Raw genomic sequence first — 25,150 nt, 5'->3', positions numbered from 1 at the left:
CAATAATTGAGTATAAAACCATGTCCAAGCACAGCGGCTTTGTATTCCGCCGCCCCACCCTGGCAAGCAGTATTGCCGATGGCCTGGTGGGGGCCGGTATTCAGGATTTCACCTCTGGCCTGTTTCTCGCGGCACCCCGTCGCACGGGCAAAAGCACGTTTTTGCGCGAAGACTTGATCCCGGAATGTCAGCTCCGGGGCTGGCTGGCGGTGTATGTCGACCTGTGGGCCGATAAGGAAAAAGACCCCGCCGAGCTGATTGCGAGTGCCATTGCGGGGGCGTTGGTGCCGTTTGAAAAGGGCATTCGCAAACTGGCCAAGAACATTGGCATCGAGAAACTCAGCTTTCTGCGTACGCTCTCCTGGGACTTTACCAAGCCACAATTGCCTGTTGGTGCGACGCTGACCCAAGCGTTGGAATTGCTCCACAGTGCTGCAGAAAAACCCGTTGTGCTGGTGATTGACGAAGCGCAGCACGCCTTAACCACCGAGTCGGGTATCAATGCGATGTTCGCGTTGAAGGCTGCCCGGGATCAGCTCAACCAAGGCCGTGACGAGGAGGGCAGCGGCTTGCGCCTGGTGTTTACCGGCTCCAACCGCGACAAGTTGGCCCACTTGGTGCTCGGCAAAAGCCAGCCGTTCTTCGGCTCCAGCATCACGCCATTTCCGCTGCTGGGCAAAGAGTTCACCCAGGCGTACACCGTGCACCTTAACGCGCATCTGGCCGAGACCAACCAGTTCAACGCGGCGGATATTGATGAGGCGTTTGAGCTGGTAGGTCGGCGTCCCGAAATGCTGCGCACGATCATCGGCGAAGTGGCGTTGGAGTTGGGCGAGGCCAGCAATCTGGGCGAACTGCTGCACAGTCGCGCCGAACTGCTGCGCGCGGGTGTATGGACCGAATTCGAAAGCGCCTGGAACGCCCTGACCATCCCGCAGCGTGCCGTGCTGGAGGTGATGGTGGAGCGTTCTCAAAACAACGAACCCTTCGCGCCATTCACCGACAGCACCCTCACGGCTGTCAGCAAGGCGCTGGAAGCCATGGGCAGCGACGTGGTGCCGGGCACCCAGACCATTCAGGCCTGTATCGATGCGTTGCGCGATAAGGAGCTGGTGTGGAAGTCGAGTCGCGGCGGGTATGCGCTCGAAGACAAATCGTTCGGCGAGTGGCTGCGCCATGTCAAACGAAGCAAGGCGGCCGGTATTGCGGCCAGCAGGTAGGAGGACAGAAAAGCCAAACCAGCCCAAAGACTGGTTTGGCTTATTCGATACGGCGTAGGGAAAAGCTAGCGTGGTGGGGGCTACTACTCACTTCAGCGACAACCTTCATGACGTTAATCCCATTCGAAAAGTGTGCTACGGCTGTCTGACGTAAGGCTTGAGGGGGACCAGTCGATTGACGGCCGCCAAAGGATTGCCCTGCAGCAACTGTGCAGGCTCGGGTTTGAGTTTGTCCTGATTGATACTCGCCAATACACCGATGGCGGCATTCATCCCGGACATAAAGGCCCCTTCACACCAACCTGGATAGTTACTGGCGCTGTCCGAAGACAGGAATATTTGCCGATAGACTCGGTCCCTTGCCTGTGAGTTGAATGCGGGTTCCTGGGTGAACAGGTACAGGTTGCACAACGCATTGGAAGTCGCGAAGTCTCCAGGTGCGTCGAGCTTGAACCCACCTGTACCGATCTGATCTTGCCAGTCGATGCCGATGGCATTGGGGTCGTCTTGCCTGTTACCCAACAAAGAGTGGAAGTACACCGTGGTGCGAACCTGGCGGGTCGGGTTCTGTACATAAGGCAGTACGCTGGCCCACGCCCTGTAGCTTCGCCACCACTCCTGGGGAAATCCAGGCCCGAACCAGGCCGGGCTTTCAGTGAAATCAGCAATGCCCAGCGTGCCATTTTCCCGGGAGGGTGCTATATCCAGCACGCTGCGTGCCATGATTGAGTCCAGGTTCCACGTGTACGAAAGCAATACGGCAACAGGGCCGGGCCGATCCTCCGCGATTGCCGGGATGAAGTAGCTGGCGCGGGTCCAGCCCTCGCTCATCAGGCAGCGTATGGGCCTGCCGTCGATGTGCGTCCAAGTGCTGGCCAGTGCGGAACCCTGTGCCCATGGTGCTTGGGGCGTAACATAAAAAGACTTGCTGGCGTTCATCATATTGAGCCGCGCCAAGGCGCTTTTCAGTGGCGCTATATGGCTTTTATAGATTGCCGAAGGCCAGGCTTTGTCGAAGTAGCTATGAAAGGCGTGAGGTACGCCATTGATCGGGATTTCTACCCGTAAGCCGTTACGCGGATAGCTCAGTTCGCTGGCCAGCGACATCATCGTCAGCAGGGCCGTATGAGGGATGGCGGCAACGATATGGTCGGTGTTCACCGGTATTAATGCGACGTCTTCGGCCCCTTCTCCGTTGAGGTTGCGTACCAGCAGGCCGGCTTGGGCTGACCCTCCGTCGGCCGATACGAAGATTCCCATTTCCTGTACCTCATGGCGTTCATGCACGGTAAAGGTGTTCTTGCCGGCTGGACCGAATTCGTCCCTGAGCTTTTTCAGGATGGCATGCGCGATCATGCCCGAACCAATGCCTGCCGGCAGAGCATATTCATCCAGGTAATCCCACAGCCAGATTCGCAGCATCTCCAGGAACCCCATGGAAAACATGCTACCCATGCCACCCGTGCCGAAGCCTACGTTGACGAAGATTGCCAACTGTTCTGGCGTCCAGCCCTTGGGCTCCGCTACGTTGCCAAGCAGCCAGGTGCCCAGGTCCAGTTTGTCGAAGCGCTCGATCATCGCCGTCCAGAAAGCCTGGATGCGGTTTTCTTCTTCGGCGGACAGCCGGGGTTGTTCAAGCAACCGCAGAATTTGGAGAATGTTGGAGCCGCCGCCTTGTATGTCGTTGATGGCATCGCGCACATCGGCGGAGACTTTGATGAACTGTGGGGGCAGGTCGGGCGCTTGCATGCTGCCTGCCAACCACCGATGGGCGATACCGTCCTGGCACAGGACAGTGGGTACCAGGCCTGGGTTGGGGAACAGCTGGAGCAATGTGTCATCTCCCAGGATATCCCCGAAGACTTCCCAGGTGACCTTGGCCTTCGCGGGGAACCTCATGGCCCCCAGTTCACACACTGTGTCGGTTTCCAGCTTGCGCACGAAACTGCATGTGCGGCCGTGGATATAGCGGTGCCAGTCGTCATCGACCTGTTCCAGCTGGTTGCGTTCGTACAACACCACATTCAAGCCTGCGCGCAGCAGCTCTCTTGCCGTCAGCAACCCGGACATGCCTGCGCCAATGATTACGATACGCGCGTCTTTCTCTACACCCTCCAGAGGCTGGGCCAGCCAGCCAGATTCGGGGCTGGAGGCACGAAGGATACTTGCGTAGTCATAAGGGTAAGCGTCCACCAGGCGTGAAGTACCTGACTTGAGTTGGCCTATCGTTTGCGGACCGGCCATTGTACGTGTGCCACTGCTGCCTCCCAGGGCAGCCAGGGATGGGAACCATGCCATGATCATCTCCTTGAATTGCTCGCAATACGTTGCTTGTCACTGCTCGAATGAACAGTGATTTCAGCCTAGGTGAGTGCGTGAAACTCAAGGTTCGCTTCAGACCAGTGGAGTGCCCTGAGCAAGTTTCATTGTTATGTCGAGTGTTTTGACAGGGGCGGATCTGATGTAGGGATTATCCTTTTCTGTGGTGTCGGCTATGTCGTGGGTAGAGGGGCTGCTAATGTAAAAGTCCATTGCGGCTGACACCCAAACTAACCATTAATCAACTGATATTTAAAGTTCGCACTTCACTACTTAAGTTAAGCGACAAGAGGTCCGTATGTTCAGGAAAATGCTTGCTGTCATTACTTTTGCATCTGCCCCCGCCTGGGCTGCCAAGGCCCCCGCCTCCGTCCCCTTCACGGGTGCCGATTACAGCGGGCGTTATGAGTGTACTGGTCGTGATAGCCATATCGGCGCCTTCAAGGGGGTTGTCGATATGCAGCTCAACGCCAGGCAAAGTACCGGCAAGTACGGCGCCTATATCTTCACCCTGACGTTGGAAGACAACTCCCGCTATAACGGTTTTGCCGCTGGCACCTCGGATACGCTGGCGATTTACTTTGCACATACCGACTCGGCACTGAAAGATTATGGAGTCGGTGTTGCGCAAGTCGTTCCAACACCGGAAGGTAAACTCGCCTTTACCAAATATTATTACGGCCCCGAATATGAAGGCGGCGGTCACGGGTTGGAACACTGCGTCAGAAGTTGATGCGGACTACTTCTTCATCAGGCTCGAACAGGCCGCCTTGAACGCTTCATGCTGATATTTGTTCAACGTCGCTGGCAGTTCGAAGTTGTGCTTCTTGTTCTGGGCGTTGATGGTCTGCGGCGACAGCAGCGTCACCTCAACCCCCTCCAGCAACTGAAACACCCCTTCGATCTTGAACGTGGTCGGGCCACCGGCGAATTCGCCTTTCTTGCTGCGCTTCTTGATAGCGATGCGCTGGATGGCGTTTTCCTGCACAAATGCCTTCACCTGGGCGGCAAAGGCTTTGACGTTGGCCGCGTCATCGTCGTCTTCCAGAGCGATTTTCTTGGTCGCCAGGGCGACGTGGGTCAGCGCCTGGTTGTCCAGGGAAGCGACAGCGATGATGGCTTCGCTGCCTTTGATTTCGATGCCACAGATAGTCATGAAAGGCCTTGGTTCAAAGAGAAAGTGGCGGGATTGTCGCTTATTCCTGCCCAATCGACTCCAAAAACTCCGACCGCTCATCACTCATCCGCGCCAAACAGTCATTCTGCTCAATGGCGTAGGCCTTGGTGCCGGTCACTGCCGGGAAGGTGTCCACCGCGCAATCGGCGTCACGCAGTTTTTCCCACTTTTGCTGAGCATCCTTCAGACGAGCGGTAATGTCGGCGAGCTTGGTCTTGTCGCTGCCATAGGTGGAATGCATACGTTCCAGCAGACTCTGATAATTATCCTTGAGCAATTGCTCGGCAGTGGTTTTGTTGTAGGTGGCGCATTCCAGGGTTTGCTTGTCGTTTTCGATGCCATCGCATGGCGTGCTGTCGGTGTCTTCGGCCGCGTGGACGCCGGTTGCGATGAGTGCCAAAGCCAGGAAAATCGATTTCATTGCGCCGTCTCATATCAGTTGATGCGGGAATTCTGGCTCAAGCGTAAGACAAATAACAGCTGCCAGTCAGACACCTCTTAACAGCCTTTGTCGTGGATTGACGCTTTCGGCAATTCCCCTGTCGTTTTTGCACCCGGCTCGGTCGTCCCCTGGGCATATGCTGGCCCCAAAGCGCCGGCAGACGATTCGGCGCATGAATCGCCAATAAGGGGACGCCTGATGAGCCCAGCCGAATTGCACGCCGACAGCATCGTTATCGACGGGCTGATCATTGCCAAGTGGAACCGCGACCTGTTCGAGGACATGCGCAAAGGCGGCCTGACCGCCGCGAACTGCACCGTGTCGGTGTGGGAAGGGTTCCAGGCCACGATCAACAACATCGTCGCCAGCCAGACCCTGATCCGCGAGAACAGCGACTTGGTGATCCCGGTGAAAACCACCGCCGACATCCGCAAGGCCAAGGAACAGGGCAAGACCGGCATCATCTTCGGCTTCCAGAACGCCCATGCATTTGAAGACCAGCTCGGCTATGTCGAGATCTTCAAGCAGCTCGGCGTCGGTGTGGTGCAGATGTGCTACAACACCCAGAACCTGGTGGGCACTGGTTGCTACGAGCGCGACGGTGGCCTGTCGGGCTTCGGTCGCGAGATTGTCGCCGAGATGAACCGCGTCGGCATCATGTGCGACCTGTCCCACGTCGGCTCCAAGACCAGCGAAGAAGTCATCCTCGAATCGAAAAAGCCGGTGTGCTACTCCCACTGCCTGCCGTCCGGTCTTAAAGAACACCCGCGCAACAAGTCCGATGAAGAACTGAAGTTCATCGCCGACCACGGTGGCTTTGTCGGCGTGACCATGTTCGCGCCGTTCCTGGCCAAGGGCATCGATTCGACCATCGACGACTACGCCGAAGCCATCGAATACACCATGAACATCGTCGGCGAAGACGCCATCGGTATCGGCACCGACTTTACCCAGGGCCATGGCCAGGATTTCTTTGAAATGCTGACCCATGACAAGGGCTACGCCCGCCGCCTGACCAGCTTCGGCAAGATCATCAACCCGCTGGGCATCCGCACCGTGGGCGAGTTCCCCAACCTCACCGAGACCTTGCTCAAGCGCGGCCACCCTGAGCGTGTGGTGCGCAAGATCATGGGCGAGAACTGGGTCAACGTGCTCAAGGACGTCTGGGGCGAATAAGCCACCGCTGACACTTCTTTTCCCCTGGCCACCCAGGTCTGGGGCATCCAAACGAATTTTCTGGAGTTAAGTTTCCATGGCCAAGATCGCCCCTCAATTGCCTATCGAAGTCGACAGCGAAACCGGTGTCTGGACTTCCGATGCCCTGCCGATGCTGTACGTACCGCGCCATTTCTTCGTCAACAACCACATGGGCATCGAAGAAGTGCTGGGCGCCGACGCCTACGCCGAAATTCTCTACAAGGCCGGCTACAAGTCCGCCTGGCACTGGTGTGAAAAAGAAGCTGAATGCCACGGCCTGGAAGGCGTCGCGGTGTTCGAGCACTACATGAAGCGCCTGTCGCAGCGCGGCTGGGGCCTGTTCAAGATCCAGGACATCGACCTGGATAAAGGCACCGCCAGCGTCAAGCTCGAACACTCGGCATTCGTCTATGTGTACGGCAAGGTCGGGCGCAAAGTGGACTACATGTTCACCGGTTGGTTTGCCGGCGCCATGGACCAGATTCTGCAAGCGCGTGGCAGCAACATCCGCACCGTGGCCGAACAAGTCTACGGAGGCTCCGAAGAGGGCCACGATGACGGCTTGTTCACCGTCAAGCCGTTGTAAGCCGAGGACCGTGCCATGGCTTTCGAAGCAATGTTCCAGCCGATCCAGATCGGCAAACTGACCATCCGCAACCGCGTACTCAGTACTGCCCACGCCGAGGTGTATGCCACCGACGGCGGCATGACCACCGACCGCTATGTGAAGTATTACGAAGAAAAAGCCAAGGGCGGCATTGGCCTGGCGATCTGCGGCGGTTCCTCGGTAGTCGCCATCGACAGCCCCCAGGAATGGTGGAGTTCGGTGAACCTGTCCACCGACCGCATCATCCCGCATTTCCAGAACCTGGCCGACGCCATGCACAAGCATGGCGCCAAGATCATGATCCAGATTACCCACATGGGTCGTCGCTCGCGTTGGGATGGCTTTAACTGGCCGACCCTGATGTCGCCGTCCGGCGTACGTGAGCCGGTGCACCGTGCTACTTGCAAAACCATCGAGCCGGAAGAAATCTGGCGCGTGATCGGCAACTACGCCCAGGCCGCGCGCCGCGCCAAGGCCGGTGGCCTGGACGGTGTGGAACTGTCCGCCGTGCACCAGCACATGATCGACCAGTTCTGGAGCCCACGGGTCAACAAGCGTACCGACGAATGGGGCGGCACCTTCGAAGGCCGCATGAAGTTCGGCCTGGAAGTGTTGAAAGCCGTGCGCGCCGAAGTCGGTGATGACTTCTGCGTGGGCATGCGCCTGTGCGGTGACGAGTTCCACCCGGACGGCCTGTCTCACGAGGACATGAAGCAGATCGCCAAGTACTACGACGACACCGGCATGCTCGATTTCATCGGCGTTGTCGGCTCGGGTTGCGACACGCACAACACCCTGGCCAACGTGATCCCCAACATGAGCTATCCACCGGAGCCGTTCCTGCACCTGGCGGCCGGTATCAAGGAAGTGGTCAAGGTTCCGGTGCTGCACGCACAGAACATCAAGGACCCGAACCAGGCCACACGCATCCTCGAAGGCGGCTATGTGGACATGGTCGGCATGACCCGTGCGCACATCGCCGACCCGCACTTGATCGCCAAGATCAAGATGGGCCAGATCGACCAGATCAAGCAGTGTGTCGGCGCCAACTATTGCATCGACCGTCAGTATCAGGGCCTGGACGTGTTGTGCATCCAGAACGCCGCGACCTCCCGTGAATACATGGGCGTGCCGCATATCATCGAGAAATCCACCGGGCCGAAACGCAAGGTGGTCGTGGTGGGCGCCGGCCCTGCCGGGATGGAAGCCGCGCGGGTGGCTGCCGAACGGGGTCACGACGTGACCCTGTTCGAGAAAAAAGAGTTTATCGGCGGGCAAATCACCACCGCTTCCAAGGCGCCGCAACGCGACCAGATCGCCGGTATCACGCGCTGGTTCCAGCTGGAGCTGGCGCGTTTGAAAGTCGACCTGCGCCTGGGCGTGGCCGCCGATGCCGAGACGATTCTGGACCTGCGTCCGGACGTGGTGGTGCTGGCGGTCGGCGGGCATCCGTTTATCGAACAGAACGAACACTGGGGCGCTGCCGAAGGCCTGGTGGTGAGCAGCTGGGACGTGCTCGACGGCAAAGTCGCGCCGGGCAAGAACGTGCTGGTGTACGACACCATTTGCGAATTCACCGGCATGTCGGTGGCGGACTTCCTGGCCGACAAAGGCTGCCAGGTGGAAATCGTCACCGATGACATCAAACCGGGCGTAGCCATCGGCGGTACGTCGTTCCCGACCTACTACCGCAGCATGTACCCCAAGGAAGTGATCATGACCGGCGACATGATGCTGGAAAAGGTCTACCGCGAGGGCGACAAGCTGGTGGCGGTGCTGGAGAACGAATACACCGGCGCCAAAGAGGAGCGGGTGGTCGATCAGGTGGTGGTCGAGAACGGTGTGCGTCCGGACGAAGCCATTTACTACGGGCTCAAGGAAGGTTCGCGCAACAAGGGCCAGATCGACGTTGAAGCCCTGTTCGCGATCAAGCCGCAGCCGTGCCTGAGCGAGGCGGGTGAGGGGTACTTGCTGTTCCGCATCGGTGACTGTGTGGCCCAGCGCAATACCCACGCTGCCATCTATGACGCCCTGCGCCTTTGCAAAGACTTTTGATGAGGTGAACTCGGTCAAATGTGGGAGGGGGCTTGCCCCCGATAGCGGTGGTTCAGCGACAGCTGTATCAACTGACAGTCCGCCATCGGGGGCAAGCCCCCTCTCAATTTCGGGCCAGTTTCACAGTAGACCTGTGTGGTCTGTGGGAGCTTCACCATGTTGAACACCTTGCTGCCTATTCTCTTATTCGCCGCCCTGGGCCTTGCCGTCCTCGGCGCCCTGCGCCGGGTGAACATGTGGCGCCGTGGCCGTGCCTCCAAGGTCGACCTGCTGGGCGGCCTGCTGGCCATGCCCAAGCGCTACATGGTCGACCTGCACCACGTGGTCGCCCGCGACAAATACATCGCCAACACCCACGTCGCCACGGCGCTGGGCTTTGTGCTGTCGGCGCTGCTGGCGATCCTGGTGCACGGTTTCGGCCTGCACAATCGCATCCTCGGCTACGCGCTGCTTTTGGCCTCGACCTTGATGTTTGTCGGCGCCACCTTCGTTTACCTGCGTCGGCGCAATCCGCCGTCGCGTCTGTCCAAGGGCCCGTGGATGCGCCTGCCGAAAAGCCTGATGGCGTTCTCGGTGAGCTTCTTCCTGGTGACCTTGCCGGTGGCCGGGATTCTGCCGGCGGACTTCGGCGGCTGGTTGCTGGCTGCACTGCTGAGTGTGGGTGTGCTGTGGGGCGTGTCCGAGATGTTCTTCGGCATGACCTGGGGCGGCCCGATGAAGCACGCCTTCGCTGGTGCCCTGCACCTGGCCTGGCACCGCCGTGCCGAGCGCTTCGGCGGCGGCCGCTCCACCGGTTTGAAACCGCTGGACCTGAGCGACAAGACCGCGCCCCTGGGCGTGGAAAAACCCAAGGATTTCACCTGGAACCAGCTGCTCGGTTTCGACGCCTGCGTGCAGTGCGGCAAGTGTGAAGCCGCGTGCCCGGCCTTCGCCGCCGGCCAGCCGCTGAACCCGAAAAAACTGATCCAGGACATGGTGGTCGGCCTGGCCGGCGGCACGGATGCCAAGTTCGCCGGCAGCCCGTATCCGGGCAAAGCCATTGGCGAACACGGCGGCAACCCGCATCAGCCGATCGTCAACGGCCTGGTGGACGCCGAGACCCTGTGGTCGTGCACCACCTGCCGCGCCTGCGTGGAAGAGTGCCCGATGATGATCGAGCACGTGGACGCCATCGTCGACATGCGCCGCCACCTGACTCTGGAAAAAGGCGCCACGCCGAACAAGGGCGCCGAAGTCCTGGAAAACCTGATCGCCACCGACAACCCCGGCGGTTTTGCCCCGGGCGGCCGCCTGAACTGGGCGGCGGATCTGAACCTGCCACTGCTCAGCGAAAAAGGCAGTGCCGACGTGCTGTTCTGGGTCGGCGACGGGGCCTTCGACATGCGCAACCAGCGCACCCTGCGCGCATTCGTCAAAGTACTGAAAGCGGCCAAGGTCGACTTCGCGGTGCTCGGCCTGGAAGAGCGCGACAGCGGTGACGTGGCGCGACGCCTGGGCGATGAAGCGACGTTCCAACTGCTGGCCTCGCGCAATATTCAGACGCTGGCCAAGTACAGCTTCAAGCGCATCGTCACCTGCGATCCGCACAGTTTCCATGTGCTGAAAAACGAATACGGCGCCTTCAACGGCAACTATCTTGTGCAGCACCACAGCACCTTCATGGCCGAGCTGATCGGCGAAGGCGCGCTGAACCTGGGCCAGCACAAAGGCAACAGCGTGACCTACCACGACCCGTGCTACCTGGGCCGCTACAACGGTGAGTACGAGGCCCCGCGCCAAGTGCTGCGTGCCTTGGGCATCGAGGTCAAGGAGATGCAACGTTCGGGCTTCCGCTCACGCTGCTGCGGCGGTGGTGGCGGCGCGCCGATTACCGACATCCCCGGCAAGCAACGGATCCCCGACATGCGCATGGAAGACATCCGCGAGACCGGCGCCGAACTGGTAGCGGTCGGTTGCCCGCAATGCACGGCGATGCTCGAAGGTGTGGTTGAACCGCGCCCGTTGATCAAAGACATCGCCGAGCTGGTGGCCGATGCATTGCTCGAAGACGTCGCACCGGCCAAAGCTCCCAACAAGCGTGAACCTGCGGAGGTGCACTGATGAGCGACATTATCCGCCGCGACCCACGGGCCGAATGGATCGCCCGTAACCGCCTGCACCCGCTGCACGCGGCGATGCAGCCGGTGCAACACAGCTGGATGGGGCCGAACGGTGTTATCCGCAAAAACGTACATGGCGTCGGTTTTATCGGCCCCAACGGCATCAAGCGCATCGACCGCAGCGGTGCCCAGCAGGGCGGCGCGGCCAAGCGTACGGCAGCGATTGAAGTGCAGTTGCCGCTGCATCAGGTGCCTGCGCCTGCGTTCTACATCAACGTAGTGCCGGACATGGTCGGCGGCCGCTTGAGCAGCCACGACCGAGACCTGCTCGGCCTGGCGCGGCAACTCGCCGGCAGCGACGGTGCGGTGCTGGCGGTGGTGTTTGGCGAGCACAAGGAAAGCGCGTTTGCCACGGCCGGTGTCGATCGCCTGCTGGTGCTGGACGGCCACGAATTCGACGGTTACTCACCGGAGCAACGCGTGCAGGGTTTGCGCGCTGTGGATAACCAGTTCAACCCGCGCCATTGGTTGCTGCCCGACAGCCGCAGTGGTGGCGGCGAGCTGGGTCGGCGTTTTGCCGCCAGCCTCAAGGAGCGCCCGGCCACACGGGTGTGGCAGATCAAGGGCGACGAGTGCATCGGCCGCGCCGGTGCGGGCCGGGAAGACTTGGCGCGGCCGCTGCCACGCCTGATTCTTGCGGCTGCCGAATGTGCCGATCCGGTCAGCGACACACGCCATGAAGTGCTGCCCGTGGAGTTATCCACAAGCCTGGCGCGCAGTCTGCCGCGTATCGAGGATCTCGGCGCGGTGGCGGTGGACCCGGCGGCGATTCCCATGGCCGAGGCCGAGTTCATTTTCTCCGGCGGCAACGGCGTGAAGGACTGGGCGCTGTTCCACCAGACCGCCGCCGCATTGGGGGCAACCGAAGGCGCCTCGCGGGTGGCGGTGGACGACGGCTTTATGGCCCGTGATCGCCAGGTCGGCGCCAGCGGTACCTGGGTGACGGCGCGGGTGTATGTGGCCGTGGGGATTTCCGGGGCGATTCAACACCTGCAAGGCATTGGCGCCTGCGACAAGGTGGTGGCGATCAACCTCGACCCGGGCTGCGACATGATCAAGCGTGCCGACCTGTCGGTGATCGGCGAGAGCGCCGCGATTCTGCAAGCCTTGATCGATGCGGTCGAGGCCTACCGCAACGGCGCCAAGCGCGATGCGGCTTGAGGACATGACCATGACCACGAATGTAATCAGCCTGGTGTCCATCGGCGCCCACCCCACCTCCGGCCGGCCACGCCGCGCCGAACAGGACGCGCGCGCGGTCGAGCTGGGCCTGCAAATGGCTGGGGATAAGTTGCAGGTGCTCCACGCCGGCAATATCGCCGAACCGACCCTGCGCAGCTACCTGGGCATGGGGTTGCCGCAACTGCATGTGCTGGAACAACCGGATGGTGCCGATGCCTTGCCGGTACTCAGTGATTATCTGCGCGAGGCAGGTGCCCAGGTGGTGCTCACCGGCAGCCAGGCCGAAACCGGTGAAGGCTCGGGGATGTTGCCGTTCCTGCTGGCCGAGCAATTGGGCTGGCCGCTGGTTGTCGGGCTGGCGCAGGTGGAGTCCATCGACGGCGGCGTCGCTCATGTGCTGCAAGCCTTGCCGCGTGGGCAGCGGCGGCGCTTGAAGGTGCGCCTGCCATTCCTGGCCACGGTGGACAACGCCGCGCCGAAGCCTCGGCAGAGCGCCTACGGCCCGGCACAGCGCGGTGAGTTGGCGGCCCATGAGGTCGAGGTTGAAGCCGATGAGTTATTCACAGGCGCGGTGTTGCAACCGGCCAAGCCTCGGCCCAAGCGCCTCAAGGTGATCAAGGCCAAGAGTGGTGCCGACCGCATGAAAGCCGCCACGGCCAAGGCCAGTGGTGGCGGTGGGCAGGTGCTCAAGGGTGTGAGCGCCGAGGAAGGCGCCCAGGCCATTCTCAAGTTGCTGATCGAAGAAGGCGTCGTGCGCTAACCCACCAACACTGCAAAACCAATGTGGGAGGGGGCTTGCCCCCGATAGCGGTGCTTCAGTTAAAGATACTGAGACTGACACACTGCAATCGGGGGCAAGCCCCCTCCCACATTTTTATCTCCATCAGGTTCTGAGATTAAGGTGGGGCTGGCGCAGGCTTGGGCACCAGATCCGGCAGCGGTGGCGGCAGCTGCTGCCAAGGCAGGTCCAGGTTGCGTTCGATCCTCGGCGTCAGCAACAGGATGATCTCGCATCGATCGCCCGCCGGATTTCCCGCAACGAACGTTGCAGGTCCAGTTCTCGATCACGTTTACCCATCAATGCTGTCAGCGGATAAGCCACTGTCGCAAGCGTGGCCAGCAGGGCCAGCGTCAGCAGTAATTCAATCAGCGTAAAACCTTTGGCGCAGTGATGGCTGGGCTTGCCCTGCCACATCACCGTTCTACCTCCCGATCAGGCTGCCAAGGACTTGCGCGTTAACCCAGGCCATGGAATTGACTGCACGGGTGAGTGTAGATGCTGAGTGTTTTTGTACAGGTTGCACGGTTACCCACAAACGCTGTGCGCGTAGCTGTGGATAAGGTGTTCGTGGGTGTCCACGAGCCCCGTGAATCAAGGCCTGAAAGCCGCTGTACGAAAATTGATCAAGCTAAGTCACGGTTTTTTGGTGCTTTTTTGTGTGGATAAGCTTGAAGCAACGGTTGGACTTGCCCCCAAAGTCTGTTGGCGTTTCTGTGGATAAGATGTTTGCTATCCGCTACAGGCCTTATAGATAAAGGCTTTCAATAGTTTGGTTGTTTATTGATCAAATTGCCCCTGAAACCGAAGAATACAGCTGAAACCCTCGGTTTATGACGGTTTGGCATGGTTTTCCACAGCGCTGTAGAAGTTGCCCCCAAAGTCTGTTGGCTGTTCTGTGGATAAGGTGTTTGCGTACCGCTACAGGTCACGATTTACGTGGCTTACAAGGTTTTGATCAATAAATGATCAATGTAGCTTGGGAACCGTCAACTTGAATAAGTCACGGATTTTCTTCAATTAATTTTGGTTGGGTAGCGGAGTTGCCCACAATTGCTGTGGGTGGCTCTGTGGATAAGTTGTTGGGTAAAGGCTGGAGGGCAGGCTGGCAGAGGTCTGCGAGAGATTTGATCGAATATTAAGCAGTGTAAGGTTCAAGTGTGGGAGGGGCGGTGCGACGATGCGACTGGCCCCCTCCTACATTTTTTGAGCTGTGGGTATCGGTTATTCGTGGGCGGCCACACCCTTGAGGTAAGGCGCCGGGGCTGCACCGAGGTTGTTCAACATGCGCTCGCTGTACCAGTCCACAAAGTTCACCACGCCGAACTCATAGGTCTTGGAATACGGGCCAGGCTGGTAGGCGGTGGAGTTGATCCCGCGCTGGTTCTCTTCGGCCAGGCGACGGTCCTGGTCGTTGGTGGCGTCCCACACCTTGCGCATGCGCTCCACGTCGTAGTCCACGCCTTCCACGGCGTCCTTGTGCACGATCCACTTGGTGGTGACCATGGTTTCCTGTGCGCTGATCGGCCACACGGTGAACACGATAATGTGGTCGCCCATGCAGTGGTTCCACGAATGCGGCAGGTGCAGGATGCGCATCGAGCCCAGGTCGGGGTTCTTGATCCGGCCCATCAGCTTGGCGCAGCCCTGCTTGCCGTCCAGGGTCATCGACACAGTGCCCTTGAGCAGCGGCATGCGCACGATACGGTTACGCAGGCCGAAGCTGGCATGGGCGTAAGGGATCTTCTCGGCATCCCAGGCAGCGGCCGACGCCGCGACGTGGTCCTTGAACGCCTGGTCGGCGCGTGGGTCGGTAACGTCGTCCCACTCCAGCAGGGTTTTCAACAACTCGGGGTGCGACGCGTTGCAGTGGTAGCACTCGCGGTTGTTTTCCAGCACCAGCTTCCAGTTGGCTTTTTCGAACAAGGTGGTCTGGATCGCCACCTTGGTGTTTTCCATGTCGTAGGGTTCCATGTAATGGTTCAACGTCGACAGGAAGTCATCGATGGCCGGCGGGTTCTCGGCCAGGCTGATAAAGATGTAGCCGCCGGCGGTCTTCACATTCACCGGTTTGAGGCCGTATTGCTTCATGTCGAAGTCGGCGCCCATCTCGGTGCCGGCGAACAGCAGGCGGCCGTCGATCTCGTAGGTCCACTGGTGGTAGGGGCAGACCAGCTTGGCGACTTTGCCTTTGTCGCTGGTGCACAGGCGCGAACCCCGGTGGCGACACACGTTATGGAACGCATGCACCACGCCTTCGGCGCCACGGATCACGATGATCGGGTTCTTGCCCACTTGCAGGGTCAGGTAGTTGCCCTTGGTGGGGATTTCGCAGGTCATGCCGGCGATCAACCACTCTTTGTGGAAGATCTCCTGCATGTCGATATCAAACAACCGCTCATCAGAGTAGAACGGCTGCGGCAGCGAAAAGGTGCGCTCGCGCTCTTGGAGCATTTGCGCGGTGGCCTTGCGTGCGGGTTCCAGCGGATCGCCCAAGCTTAAGGTTGCGGTGACGTCCATCGTGTGTGTCCTCATGGCCATTCTGTGTGGCCGGCGAATAGTGGCTGATCAGGTTTGCAGCAAGGCGTAAAGAAAGCGTCGTTGTTGGGAGCGAGTGTGGGGCTGCTGATGCACGGAACCTTATCCATGAGCGACATGGCCCACTCTGTTCCCGACGCGCAACCCCCGTGGTATGGGGGCTGGTCGCGATAAGTATGTGAATGTCGCAGATAGGTAAATGGGTGGTTCTCGCGTTACGCAGAATTGCCACCATAAGGCCGACTATCGGCGGTGGAGAACAGCATGTCCAACAGCTTCCTGAATCCGGTAACCACCCAGACCTGGGCCAATGGTCGGCACATCGTCCGTTGCGTCAAAGTCATCCAGGAAACCTGGGATGTGCGCACCTTCTGCTTTATGGCCGACCAGCCGATCCTGTTCTTTTTCAAGCCGGGGCAGTTCGTCACCCTTGAGCTGGAAATCGACGGCCAGCCGATCATGCGCTCGTACACCATTTCCAGTTCGCCGTCGGTGCCCTACAGCTTCTCGGTGACCATCAAGCGCGTGCCGGGCGGCAAGGTGTCCAACTGGCTGCACGACACGCTGCACGAAGGGCAGGAATTGGCGGTGCACGGGCCGGTCGGGCTGTTCAATGCCATCGACTTCCCGAGTCCGAAAGTCTTGTACCTCAGCGGCGGTGTCGGTATCACCCCGGTGATGTCCATGGCGCGCTGGTTCTACGACACCAACGCCAATGTCGACATGACGTTTATCCACAGCGCGCGTTCGCCCAAAGACATCATCTACCACCGCGAGCTGGAGCATATGGCGTCGCGGATCGACAACTTCAGCTTGCACCTGATCTGCGAAAAACACGGCCTGGGTGAACCCTGGGCCGGCTATCGCGGTTACCTGAACCACAAGATGCTCGAACTGATGGTGCCGGACTTCCTTGAGCGCGAAGTATTCTGCTGCGGTCCTACGCCGTATATGAATGCGGTGAAGCGCCTGCTGGAGGCGGCCGGTTTCGACATGGCGCGGTACCACGAGGAATCCTTCGGTGCCACGCCGCCGGAAGCCCGTGCCGACGCGGTGGAGCAGGCCGAGCAAGCGGCGGATGCGCCGGAAATCGACCTGGCGGATTTGCACCAGGTGGAATTCCTTGCCTCCGGCAAGAGCATTCGCGTCGCGCCGGGCGAGACCGTCCACGCAGCGGCGGCCAAGCTTGGGCTGATGATCCCGAAAGCCTGCGGCATGGGCATTTGCGGAACGTGCAAGGTAATGAAGCTGGGCGGGGAGGTGGAGATGGAGCACAACGGCGGGATCACCGAAGAAGACGAAGCCGAAGGCTACATCCTCTCGTGCTGCAGTGTGCCGAAGGGGGATGTGCGCATCGATTTCTAATTGCTCGAGCAGGCACAACACAATCCAAATGTGGGAGGGGGCTTGCTCCCGATAGCAGAGTGTCAGCCACTGTATGTGCAAGCTGACCCACCGCTATCGGGAGCAAGCCCCCTCCCACATTTGTTTTATGTACATCAGTAAGTCATTGTCAGGCGCCCATGACTTCGCGGATATCTGCGGCCAATTCCCGCACGCGCTCTTCGTCGGTATCCCACGCACACATGAACCGCGCACCGCCTTTGCCGATGAAGGTGTAGAAGCGCCAGCCCTTGGCCGTCAGCGCGGCAATCGCCGGTTCCGAGAGTTGCAGGAACACGCCGTTGGCCTGCACCGGGAACATCAACTCCACACCCGGAATATCCGCCACCAGACTGCTGAGCAATTGCGCGCAGTGGTTGGCGTGGCGCGCATGTTTGAGCCAGGCGTCGTTTTCCAGCAGTCCCACCCAAGGGGCGGACAGGAAACGCATTTTCGAGGCCAGCTGGCCCGCCTGTTTGCAGCGGTAGTCGAAGTCTTCGGCCAGCGCGCGGTTGAAGAACAGGATGGCTTCACCCACGGCCATGCCGTTCTTGGTGCCGCCAAAGCACAATACGTCCACTCCGGCTTTCCAGGTCAGGTCGGCCGGCGAGCAGCCGAGGAACGCGCAAGCGTTGGAGAAGCGCGCGCCGTCCATGTGCAGGTTCAGGCCCAGCTCCTTGCAGGTGACGCTGATCGCGCGGATTTCTTCCGGGGTGTAGACGCTGCCGACTTCGGTGGCTTGGGTCAGGGTCACTACGCGGGGTTTGGGGTAGTGGATGTCCTGGCGCTTGAGGGCGATCTCGCGGATCGATTCCGGGGTCAGCTTGCCGTTCTCGGTGCGCGCGGTGAGCAGCTTGGAGCCGTTGGAGAAAAATTCCGGCGCGCCGCATTCGTCGGTCTCGACGTGGGCGGTTTCCGAGCAAATCACGCTATGGTAGCTCTGGCACAAGGAGGACAGCGCCAGGGAGTTGGCGGCCGTACCGTTGAAGGCGAAGAACACTTCGCAGTCGGTTTCGAACAGGTTGCGGAAACCGTCGGCGGCGCGGTGGGTCCATTCATCATCACCGTAGGCGCGTTGATGACCCTGGTTGGCTTGTTCCATGGCGGCCCAGGCTTCCGGGCAAATGCCCGAATAGTTGTCACTGGCGAATTGTTGGCTCTTGTCGGTCATGGCCCATTCCTGTGGTCGATGTTGGTGCGCACTTTAACCAAGATTGTCGGGCGTGCGCACGCACTGTAAATGCAAAGTCACTGGGGAATTATGCACGGTTCTGAAACGATGCCTGTCGGACGCGTCCGTGATGGCGCTTTGGATTTGCTCAAGTGGCTGGCGCTGCTGAGCATGGTGCTGGACCACCTGCGTTATGTCGGTCTGGACCTGGATGGCCTGTATGTGCCGGGGCGCCTGGCGTTCCCGTGGTTTTGCCTGGCGATTGCGGCGAACCTGCACCGGGCCAGAGACCTGGCGGTGAGCGGCCGGTGGCGCTACCTGGGCTGGCTGTTGCTGTTCAGCGTGATCAGCGAGGTGCCGTATCGGCTGTTTATCGAGGATGCCGATACGTTGAACGTGCTGCCCACCTTGGCGTTGGGGCTGCTGGTTGCCCGAGGATGGCAGCAGAAGACGTTTATTGATCGAGGATTGGCGTTGATCGCCGTCACGATGGCGGCGGTATTTTCGTCGCAGTTAATGTTCGGTTTCTTTGGGGTATTGCTGCCACTGGCGATGCTGCTGGTGTTTCGGCGGCCTTGGTATTTCAGTGTGTTGCCGGGATTGGTCTGCGTGGCCGCCAACCAATGGCAGGTCCTGCTCAATAGCGGCACGCCGGTGGCGTTGTTGGGATTGGCGACCTGCCTGATTGCGCCATTGCTCGGTATGGTCTTGTTGCGACACGCAAAAAGCGCTGGGCCACCAGCCATGCGCCGCTGGGCGTATGCCCTGTATCCCATGCACTTCCTCCTGCTGCTACTGCTCCGCCACATCATCGCCTAACCCCTGTGGGAGGGGGCTTGCTCCCATATTTGTTCGGTGTTGTTTCGGCAATGTCGTAAACGCACCTTTGCGTGGCGTCCGTAGGCATTTGGCCTGTCTGCGCCAGCCCTACCATCGCATCAAAGGGCCCTGCATGGGCCTCAACAATACGAAAGGCTGGGAGAGACGCGATGTTCAGCAAACAAGACCAGATCCAAGGGTATGACGACGCACTGCTGGCAGCCATGAATGCCGAGGAGCAGCGTCAGGAAGATCATATCGAGCTGATCGCGTCGGAGAACTACACCAGCAAGCGCGTGATGGAAGCCCAAGGCAGCGGCCTCACCAACAAATACGCCGAAGGCTACCCGGGCAAGCGCTATTACGGTGGCTGCGAGCACGTGGACAAGGTCGAGGCCCTGGCCATCGAGCGCGCCAAGCAACTGTTCGGTGCCGATTACGCCAACGTGCAACCGCACTCCGGCTCCTCCGCCAACAGCGCGGTGTACCTGGCGCTGTTGAACGCCGGCGACACCATCCTCGGCATGAGCCTGGCTCACGGTGGTCACCTGACCCACGGTGCCAAGGTGTCGTCCTCGGGCAAGCTGTACAACGCGGTGCAATACGGCATCAACACCGACACCGGCCTGATCGACTACGACGAAGTCGAGCGCCTGGCCGTGGAGCACAAGCCGAAGATGGTCGTGGCTGGGTTCTCCGCCTACTCCAAGACCCTGGATTTCCCACGCTTTCGCGCGATCGCCGACAAGGTCGGTGCGCTGCTGTTCGTCGACATGGCCCACGTCGCCGGCCTGGTCGCCGCCGGCCTGTACCCGAACCCGCTGCCTTACGCCGATGTGGTCACCACCACCACCCACAAGACCCTGCGCGGTCCGCGTGGCGGTTTGATCCTGGCCAAGGCCAACGAAGAAATTGAAAAGAAACTCAACGCCGCCGTATTCCCTGGCGCCCAGGGCGGCCCGCTGATGCATGTGATCGCCGGCAAGGCCGTGTGCTTCAAGGAAGCCCAGGAGCCAGGCTTCAAGGCCTACCAGCAGCAAGTGATCGATAACGCCCAGGCCATGGCCAGTGTGTTTATCAAACGCGGCTACGATGTAGTGTCCGGCGGCACCGATAACCACCTGTTCCTGGTCAGCCTGATTCGTCAGGGCCTCACCGGCAAAGAAGCGGATGCCGCCCTCGGTCGCGCCCACATCACCGTCAACAAGAACGCCGTGCCGAATGACCCGCAGTCGCCGTTCGTGACCTCGGGCCTGCGCATCGGCACCCCGGCGGTGACCACGCGCGGTTTCAAAGTGCCGCAGTGCATCGAGTTGGCCGGTTGGATCTGCGACATCCTCGACAACCTCGGCGACGCCGACGTCGAGGCCAACGTGGCCAAGCACGTGTCTGCCCTGTGCGCTGATTTCCCGGTTTATCGCTGAGCGCGGTTTTGGAGTAATGACTATGCAACGCTACTCGGGCTTCGGCCTCTTCAAGCACTCCCTCAGCCACCACGAAAACTGGCAGAAGATGTGGCGCACGCCGACCCCTAAGAAGGTCTACGACGTGGTCATCGTCGGCGGCGGCGGGCATGGTCTGGCGACGGCTTACTACCTGGCCAAAGAGCACGGCATCACCAACGTGGCCGTGGTCGAGAAAGGCTGGCTGGGCGGCGGTAACACCGCGCGCAACACCACCATCGTACGTTCCAACTACCTGTGGGACGAGTCGGCGCACCTGTACGAACACGCGATGAAACTGTGGGAAGGCCTGTCCCAGGACCTGAACTACAACGTGATGTTCTCCCAGCGTGGCGTCTACAACCTGTGCCACACCCTGCAGGACATCCGTGATTCCGAGCGTCGTGTCAGCGCCAACCGCCTTAACGGCGTGGATGGCGAGTTGTTGAATGCCAAGCAAGTGGCCGACGAGATTCCGTACCTGGATTGCTCGAAAAACACCCGCTACCCAGTACTCGGCGCCACCGTGCAACGGCGCGGCGGCGTGGCCCGTCACGATGCAGTGGCCTGGGGCTTTGCCCGTGCGGCCGACGCACTCGGCGTGGACTTGATCCAGCAGACCGAAGTGATCGGTTTCCGCAAGGAAAACGGCGTGTGCATCGGTGTGGAAACCAACAAGGGCTTTATCGGCGCCAAGCGCGTCGGTGTGGTCACCGCCGGTAACTCCGGTCACATGGCTTCGCTCGCCGGTTTCCGCCTGCCGATCGAGTCCCACCCGCTGCAAGCGTTGGTGTCGGAGCCGATCAAGCCGATTATCGACAGCGTGATCATGTCCAACGCCGTGCACGGCTACATCAGCCAGTCCGATAAAGGCGACCTGGTGATCGGCGCCGGTATCGACGGCTACAACGGCTACGGCCAGCGTGGTTCGTACCCGGTGATCGAACACACCATCCAGGCCATCGTCGAGATGTTCCCGGTGCTGTCGCGGGTGCGCATGAACCGTCAGTGGGGCGGCATCGTCGACACCACGCCGGACGCCTGCCCGATCATCTCCAAGACCCCGGTGCCGAACATGTTCTTCAACTGCGGTTGGGGTACCGGTGGCTTCAAGGCCACCCCAGGCTCAGGCAACGTGTTTGCTGCCAGCCTGGCCAAGGGTGAAATGCACCCGTTGGCGGCACCTTTCTCCATCGACCGTTTCCACAACGGTGCGTTGATCGACGAACACGGCGCTGCGGCCGTCGCCCACTAACAGGAGAAATTCCCTATGTTGCATATCTTCTGTCCTCACTGTGGCGAACTGCGCTCCGAAGAGGAATTCCACGCGTCCGGCCAAGCGCACATCCCGCGCCCGCTGGACCCGAATGCCTGCACCGATGAAGAGTGGGGCGACTACATGTTCTTCCGCGATAACCCGCGCGGCCTGCACCACGAACTGTGGATTCACGCCGCCGGTTGCCGCCAGTATTTCAACGCGACCCGTGACACCGTGACCTACGAAATTCTTGAAACCTACAAGATCGGTGAGAAGCCTCAGTTCACCGCCAAGGCCTCTGGAGAGAAGGTATGAGTCAGATCAATCGCCTGTCCAACGGTGGCCGCATCGACCGTAATAAAGTCCTGACCTTCAGCTTCAACGGTCAGAGCTACAAAGGCTTTGAAGGCGACACCCTGGCCGCAGCCCTGCTGGCCAACGGCGTCGACATCATTGGCCGCAGCTTCAAGTACTCGCGCCCACGCGGCATCTTCGCTGCCGGCGCCGAAGAGCCGAACGCCGTGCTGCAGATCGGCGCTACCGAAGCCACGCAGATCCCTAACGTGCGTGCCACGCAACAGGCGCTGTACCAAGGGTTGGTCGCCACCAGCACCAACGGCTGGCCGAGCGTCAACAACGACATGATGGGCATTCTCGGCAAGGTCGGCGGCAAGCTGATGCCGCCGGGGTTCTACTACAAAACCTTCATGTACCCGCAATCGTTCTGGATGACCTACGAGAAGTACATCCGTAAGGCTGCCGGCCTTGGCCGTTCGCCGACCGAGAACGACCCGGACACCTACGACAACTTCAACCGCCACTGCGACGTCCTGGTGGTCGGCGCAGGCCCTGCCGGCCTCGCTGCGGCACTGGCTGCCGCACGCAGCGGTGCCCGCGTGATCATCGCCGATGAGCAGGAAGAGTTTGGCGGATCCTTGCTTGATTCCCGCGAAAGCCTCGACGGCAAACCGGCCACCGAATGGGTCGCGAGTGTCATCGCCGAATTGAAAACCCTGCCGGACGTGGTGCTGCTGCCCCGCGCCACCGTCAACGGCTACCACGACCATAACTTCCTGACCATTCACGAGCGCCTCACCGATCACCTGGGTGACCGTGCGCCGATTGGCGTGGTGCGCCAGCGTATCCACCGCGTGCGTGCCCAGCGTGTGGTCCTGGCGACCGGTGCTTGCGAGCGTCCGCTGGTGTACGGCAACAACGATGTGCCGGGCAATATGCTGGCGGGTGCGGTGTCCACCTACGTGCGCCGCTACGGTGTGGCACCGGGCAAGAAACTGGTGCTGTCGACCAACAACGACCACGCTTACCGCGTGGCGCTGGATTGGCTCGATGCCGGCCTGCAAGTCGTGGCGGTGGCCGATGTGCGCCACAACCCACGCGGTGCATTGGTTGAAGAGGCCCGCGCCAAAGGTATTCGGATCCTCACCGGCAGCGCTGTGATCGAGGCCCGTGGCACCAAGCGCGTGACCGCTGCGCGTATCGCCGCGATCGACGTCAAGGCGCATAAAGTCACCAGCCCCGGCGAATGGCTGGACTGCGACCTGGTGGCCAGCTCCGGCGGCTATAGCCCGGTGGTCCACTTGGCCTCGCACCTGGGCGGCAAGCCGACCTGGCGTGAAGACATCCTCGGTTTTGTACCGGGCGAAGCCCCTCAGAAACGTGTGTGCGTCGGTGGCATCAACGGCGTCTACGGCCTTGGCGATTCCCTGGCGGATGGTTTTGAAGGCGGCGTGCGCGCCGCCAGCGAGGCTGGTTTTGCCCCGGTGGAAGGTACGCTGCCAAAAGCCTTGAGCCGGCTGGAAGAGCCAACCCTGGCGCTGTTCCAAGTGCCTCACGAGAAAGCTACCGCACGGGCGCCGAAGCAATTTGTCGACCTGCAAAACGACGTCACCGCCGCCGCCATCGAACTCGCCACCCGCGAAGGTTTCGAGTCGGTGGAACACGTCAAGCGCTACACCGCGTTGGGCTTCGGCACCGACCAGGGCAAGCTCGGTAACGTCAACGGCCTGGCGATTGCCGCGCGCTCGCTGAACGTGACCATCCCGCAGATGGGCACTACCATGTTCCGTCCCAACTACACGCCGGTGACCTTCGGCGCGGTGGCGGGCCGACACTGTGGGCACATCTTCGAGCCGGTGCGCTACACCGCGTTGCAAGCCTGGCACGTGAAAAACGGCGCCGAGTTCGAAGACGTCGGTCAGTGGAAACGCCCGTGGTACTTCCCGCGCAACGGTGAAGACCTGCATGCCGCGGTGAAACGCGAATGCCTGGCCGTGCGCGACAGCGTCGGCCTGCTGGATGCGTCGACCCTCGGCAAGATCGACATTCAAGGCCCGGATGCGCGTGAGTTCCTCAACCGCATTTACACCAACGCCTGGACCAAGCTCGACGTGGGCAAGGCGCGTTACGGCCTGATGTGCAAGGAAGACGGCATGGTCTTCGACGACGGCGTCACCGCCTGCCTCGCCGACAACCACTTCCTGATGACCACCACCACCGGCGGCGCCGCCCGCGTATTGCAGTGGCTGGAAATTTACCAACAGACCGAATGGCCGGACCTCAAGGTGTACTTCACCTCGGTCACCGACCATTGGGCGACCATGACCCTGTCCGGCCCCAACAGCCGCAAGCTGCTGGCGGAAGTCACCGACATCGACCTGGACAAGGACGGCTTCCCGTTCATGACCTGGAAAGAAGGCCTGGTGGGCGGTGTTCCGGCGCGGGTGTTCCGTATCTCGTTTACCGGTGAGTTGTCGTACGAAGTCAACGTGCAGGCCGACTACGCCATGGGCGTGCTGGAACAGATCGTCGCGGCCGGCAAGAAGTACAACCTGACCCCTTACGGCACCGAGACCATGCACGTACTGCGGGCCGAGAAGGGCTTCATCATCGTCGGCCAGGACACCGACGGCTCGATGACCCCGGACGACCTGAACATGGGCTGGTGTGTCGGTCGTACCAAACCGTTCTCGTGGATCGGCTGGCGCGGCATGAACCGGGAAGACTGCGTGCGTGAAGAGCGCAAGCAACTGGTGGGCCTGAAGCCGATCGATCCGAACGTGTGGCTGCCGGAAGGCGCGCAACTGGTGTTCGATCCGAAGCAGACGATCCCGATGAAGATGGTCGGTCACGTCACCTCCAGCTACGCGCATAACTCCCTGGGTTATTCGTTTGCCATGGGCGTGGTCAAGGGCGGCTTGAAGCGCATCGGTGAGCGGGTGTTCTCGCCCCAGGCGGATGGCAGCGTGATCGAAGCGGAGATTGTGTCTTCGGTGTTCTTTGATCCTAAGGGTGATCGGCAGAACATCTGATAGACCGCGGCGCGGCCATCGGGAGCAAGCCCCCTCCCACATTTTGATGTGTGAATACTTTCAAATGTGGGAGG

General features: G+C 60.6%; 20 protein-coding genes. 14 read left to right on the top strand and 6 right to left on the bottom strand.

Annotated features, from left to right (window positions below):
* Window positions 1–20 precede the first annotated feature (20 nt).
* A complete protein-coding gene (locus tag HCF10_RS20370) occupies window positions 21–1,220 on the top strand; it encodes a hypothetical protein (protein ID WP_167656267.1) in 1,200 nt (399 codons plus the stop codon).
* Between the two features lie 135 nt (window positions 1,221–1,355).
* Here the strand turns inward: HCF10_RS20370 and HCF10_RS20365 are convergent, their stop codons facing one another.
* On the bottom strand, window positions 1,356–3,518 hold the full coding sequence (locus HCF10_RS20365; RefSeq protein ID WP_167656266.1) for an FAD-dependent oxidoreductase: 2,163 nt from the start codon (window positions 3,516–3,518) through the stop codon (window positions 1,356–1,358).
* A gap of 319 nt (window positions 3,519–3,837) precedes the next feature.
* Here HCF10_RS20365 and HCF10_RS20360 point away from each other — a divergent pair, with 319 nt between their 5' ends.
* A complete protein-coding gene (locus HCF10_RS20360; RefSeq protein WP_145336862.1) occupies window positions 3,838–4,272 on the top strand; it encodes a hypothetical protein in 435 nt (144 codons plus the stop codon).
* A gap of 6 nt (window positions 4,273–4,278) precedes the next feature.
* Here HCF10_RS20360 and HCF10_RS20355 read toward each other — a convergent pair whose 3' ends face one another.
* Together HCF10_RS20355 and HCF10_RS20350 are read right to left on the bottom strand one after the other, a co-directional pair.
* The gene (locus HCF10_RS20355; RefSeq protein ID WP_131699069.1) at window positions 4,279–4,695 is read right to left on the bottom strand and encodes a DUF3010 family protein; all 417 of its coding nucleotides are present in this window, start codon (window positions 4,693–4,695) and stop codon (window positions 4,279–4,281) included.
* Between the two features lie 40 nt (window positions 4,696–4,735).
* Window positions 4,736–5,137 carry a lysozyme inhibitor LprI family protein gene (locus HCF10_RS20350; protein ID WP_131699070.1) on the bottom strand — a complete coding sequence of 134 codons (402 nt, stop codon included), beginning with the start codon at window positions 5,135–5,137 and terminating at the stop codon, window positions 4,736–4,738.
* Window positions 5,138–5,356: 219 nt separating this feature from the next.
* On the opposite strand from HCF10_RS20350, the gene HCF10_RS20345 reads away from it, so the two are divergent.
* From HCF10_RS20345 to etfB, 6 genes are all read left to right on the top strand, one after another.
* A complete protein-coding gene (locus HCF10_RS20345; RefSeq protein WP_010207105.1) occupies window positions 5,357–6,334 on the top strand; it encodes a dipeptidase in 978 nt (325 codons plus the stop codon).
* Window positions 6,335–6,410: 76 nt separating this feature from the next.
* Entirely contained in the window at window positions 6,411–6,941 is a 531-nt protein-coding gene (locus tag HCF10_RS20340) for a DUF5943 domain-containing protein (RefSeq protein ID WP_003194877.1), read from the top strand.
* Between the two features lie 15 nt (window positions 6,942–6,956).
* On the top strand, window positions 6,957–9,017 hold the full coding sequence (gene dgcA / locus HCF10_RS20335) for a dimethylglycine demethylation protein DgcA (protein ID WP_098480801.1): 2,061 nt from the start codon (window positions 6,957–6,959) through the stop codon (window positions 9,015–9,017).
* Between the two features lie 156 nt (window positions 9,018–9,173).
* Window positions 9,174–11,117 (top strand): dimethylglycine demethylation protein DgcB, encoded by a 1,944-nt coding sequence (gene dgcB / locus HCF10_RS20330; RefSeq protein WP_167656265.1) that lies wholly within the window; start codon window positions 9,174–9,176, stop codon window positions 11,115–11,117.
* Entirely contained in the window at window positions 11,117–12,337 is a 1,221-nt protein-coding gene (gene etfA / locus HCF10_RS20325) for an electron transfer flavoprotein subunit alpha (RefSeq protein WP_131699072.1), read from the top strand. Before dgcB ends, etfA begins: the two co-directional genes overlap by 1 nt.
* A gap of 10 nt (window positions 12,338–12,347) precedes the next feature.
* Window positions 12,348–13,118 carry an electron transfer flavoprotein subunit beta gene (gene etfB, locus HCF10_RS20320; protein ID WP_131699073.1) on the top strand — a complete coding sequence of 257 codons (771 nt, stop codon included), beginning with the start codon at window positions 12,348–12,350 and terminating at the stop codon, window positions 13,116–13,118.
* Window positions 13,119–13,349: 231 nt separating this feature from the next.
* On the opposite strand, the gene HCF10_RS20315 is transcribed toward etfB, so the two are convergent.
* Together HCF10_RS20315 and gbcA are read right to left on the bottom strand one after the other, a co-directional pair.
* Complete coding sequence (locus HCF10_RS20315; RefSeq protein ID WP_237683157.1) at window positions 13,350–13,553, bottom strand: prepilin-type N-terminal cleavage/methylation domain-containing protein; 204 nt, start codon at window positions 13,551–13,553, stop codon at window positions 13,350–13,352.
* Between the two features lie 807 nt (window positions 13,554–14,360).
* On the bottom strand, window positions 14,361–15,656 hold the full coding sequence (gbcA, locus tag HCF10_RS20310) for a glycine-betaine demethylase subunit GbcA (RefSeq protein ID WP_131699075.1): 1,296 nt from the start codon (window positions 15,654–15,656) through the stop codon (window positions 14,361–14,363).
* Window positions 15,657–15,938: 282 nt separating this feature from the next.
* On the opposite strand from gbcA, the gene gbcB reads away from it, so the two are divergent.
* Window positions 15,939–17,039, top strand: a complete 1,101-nt coding sequence (gbcB, locus tag HCF10_RS20305) for a glycine-betaine demethylase subunit GbcB (protein WP_090401745.1) — start codon at window positions 15,939–15,941, stop codon at window positions 17,037–17,039.
* A 148-nt stretch (window positions 17,040–17,187) separates the two neighbouring features.
* Here gbcB and HCF10_RS20300 read toward each other — a convergent pair whose 3' ends face one another.
* On the bottom strand, window positions 17,188–18,228 hold the full coding sequence (locus HCF10_RS20300; RefSeq protein WP_167656264.1) for a threonine aldolase family protein: 1,041 nt from the start codon (window positions 18,226–18,228) through the stop codon (window positions 17,188–17,190).
* A gap of 90 nt (window positions 18,229–18,318) precedes the next feature.
* Here HCF10_RS20300 and HCF10_RS20295 point away from each other — a divergent pair, with 90 nt between their 5' ends.
* The 5 genes from HCF10_RS20295 to HCF10_RS20275 all read left to right on the top strand — a co-directional run bounded on the left by HCF10_RS20295 (window position 18,319) and on the right by HCF10_RS20275 (window position 25,076).
* Window positions 18,319–19,047, top strand: a complete 729-nt coding sequence (locus HCF10_RS20295; protein ID WP_131699077.1) for a TraX family protein — start codon at window positions 18,319–18,321, stop codon at window positions 19,045–19,047.
* Window positions 19,048–19,217: 170 nt separating this feature from the next.
* Entirely contained in the window at window positions 19,218–20,471 is a 1,254-nt protein-coding gene (glyA, locus tag HCF10_RS20290; RefSeq protein WP_090401748.1) for a serine hydroxymethyltransferase, read from the top strand.
* Window positions 20,472–20,493: 22 nt separating this feature from the next.
* A complete protein-coding gene (locus tag HCF10_RS20285; protein WP_010207084.1) occupies window positions 20,494–21,744 on the top strand; it encodes a sarcosine oxidase subunit beta in 1,251 nt (416 codons plus the stop codon).
* Window positions 21,745–21,759: 15 nt separating this feature from the next.
* Window positions 21,760–22,062, top strand: coding sequence for a sarcosine oxidase subunit delta (locus tag HCF10_RS20280; protein ID WP_027605979.1), 303 nt, complete (start codon window positions 21,760–21,762; stop codon window positions 22,060–22,062).
* Window positions 22,059–25,076, top strand: coding sequence for a sarcosine oxidase subunit alpha (locus HCF10_RS20275; protein WP_131699078.1), 3,018 nt, complete (start codon window positions 22,059–22,061; stop codon window positions 25,074–25,076). Before HCF10_RS20280 ends, HCF10_RS20275 begins: the two co-directional genes overlap by 4 nt.
* The last annotated feature ends 74 nt before the right edge of the window (window positions 25,077–25,150 follow it).

The sequence above is a fragment of the Pseudomonas sp. B14(2022) genome (assembly GCF_012030485.1).
GTDB lineage: Bacteria > Pseudomonadota > Gammaproteobacteria > Pseudomonadales > Pseudomonadaceae > Aquipseudomonas.
This window is presented reverse-complemented; position numbering and strand designations above follow the sequence as displayed.

What these genes read in the sequence shown, in the direction of transcription:
- HCF10_RS20370 (WP_167656267.1), top strand. Translation starts at nt 21, where the DNA reads ATGTCCAAGCACAGCGGCTTTGTATTCCGCCGCCCCACCCTGGCAAGC.
- HCF10_RS20365 (WP_167656266.1), bottom strand. Translation starts at nt 3,518, where the DNA reads ATGGCATGGTTCCCATCCCTGGCTGCCCTGGGAGGCAGCAGTGGCACA.
- HCF10_RS20360 (WP_145336862.1), top strand. Translation starts at nt 3,838, where the DNA reads ATGTTCAGGAAAATGCTTGCTGTCATTACTTTTGCATCTGCCCCCGCC.
- HCF10_RS20355 (WP_131699069.1), bottom strand. Translation starts at nt 4,695, where the DNA reads ATGACTATCTGTGGCATCGAAATCAAAGGCAGCGAAGCCATCATCGCT.
- HCF10_RS20350 (WP_131699070.1), bottom strand. Translation starts at nt 5,137, where the DNA reads ATGAAATCGATTTTCCTGGCTTTGGCACTCATCGCAACCGGCGTCCAC.
- HCF10_RS20345 (WP_010207105.1), top strand. Translation starts at nt 5,357, where the DNA reads ATGAGCCCAGCCGAATTGCACGCCGACAGCATCGTTATCGACGGGCTG.
- HCF10_RS20340 (WP_003194877.1), top strand. Translation starts at nt 6,411, where the DNA reads ATGGCCAAGATCGCCCCTCAATTGCCTATCGAAGTCGACAGCGAAACC.
- dgcA (WP_098480801.1), top strand. Translation starts at nt 6,957, where the DNA reads ATGGCTTTCGAAGCAATGTTCCAGCCGATCCAGATCGGCAAACTGACC.
- dgcB (WP_167656265.1), top strand. Translation starts at nt 9,174, where the DNA reads ATGTTGAACACCTTGCTGCCTATTCTCTTATTCGCCGCCCTGGGCCTT.
- etfA (WP_131699072.1), top strand. Translation starts at nt 11,117, where the DNA reads ATGAGCGACATTATCCGCCGCGACCCACGGGCCGAATGGATCGCCCGT.
- etfB (WP_131699073.1), top strand. Translation starts at nt 12,348, where the DNA reads ATGACCACGAATGTAATCAGCCTGGTGTCCATCGGCGCCCACCCCACC.
- HCF10_RS20315 (WP_237683157.1), bottom strand. Translation starts at nt 13,553, where the DNA reads ATGTGGCAGGGCAAGCCCAGCCATCACTGCGCCAAAGGTTTTACGCTG.
- gbcA (WP_131699075.1), bottom strand. Translation starts at nt 15,656, where the DNA reads ATGGACGTCACCGCAACCTTAAGCTTGGGCGATCCGCTGGAACCCGCA.
- gbcB (WP_090401745.1), top strand. Translation starts at nt 15,939, where the DNA reads ATGTCCAACAGCTTCCTGAATCCGGTAACCACCCAGACCTGGGCCAAT.
- HCF10_RS20300 (WP_167656264.1), bottom strand. Translation starts at nt 18,228, where the DNA reads ATGACCGACAAGAGCCAACAATTCGCCAGTGACAACTATTCGGGCATT.
- HCF10_RS20295 (WP_131699077.1), top strand. Translation starts at nt 18,319, where the DNA reads ATGCACGGTTCTGAAACGATGCCTGTCGGACGCGTCCGTGATGGCGCT.
- glyA (WP_090401748.1), top strand. Translation starts at nt 19,218, where the DNA reads ATGTTCAGCAAACAAGACCAGATCCAAGGGTATGACGACGCACTGCTG.
- HCF10_RS20285 (WP_010207084.1), top strand. Translation starts at nt 20,494, where the DNA reads ATGCAACGCTACTCGGGCTTCGGCCTCTTCAAGCACTCCCTCAGCCAC.
- HCF10_RS20280 (WP_027605979.1), top strand. Translation starts at nt 21,760, where the DNA reads ATGTTGCATATCTTCTGTCCTCACTGTGGCGAACTGCGCTCCGAAGAG.
- HCF10_RS20275 (WP_131699078.1), top strand. Translation starts at nt 22,059, where the DNA reads ATGAGTCAGATCAATCGCCTGTCCAACGGTGGCCGCATCGACCGTAAT.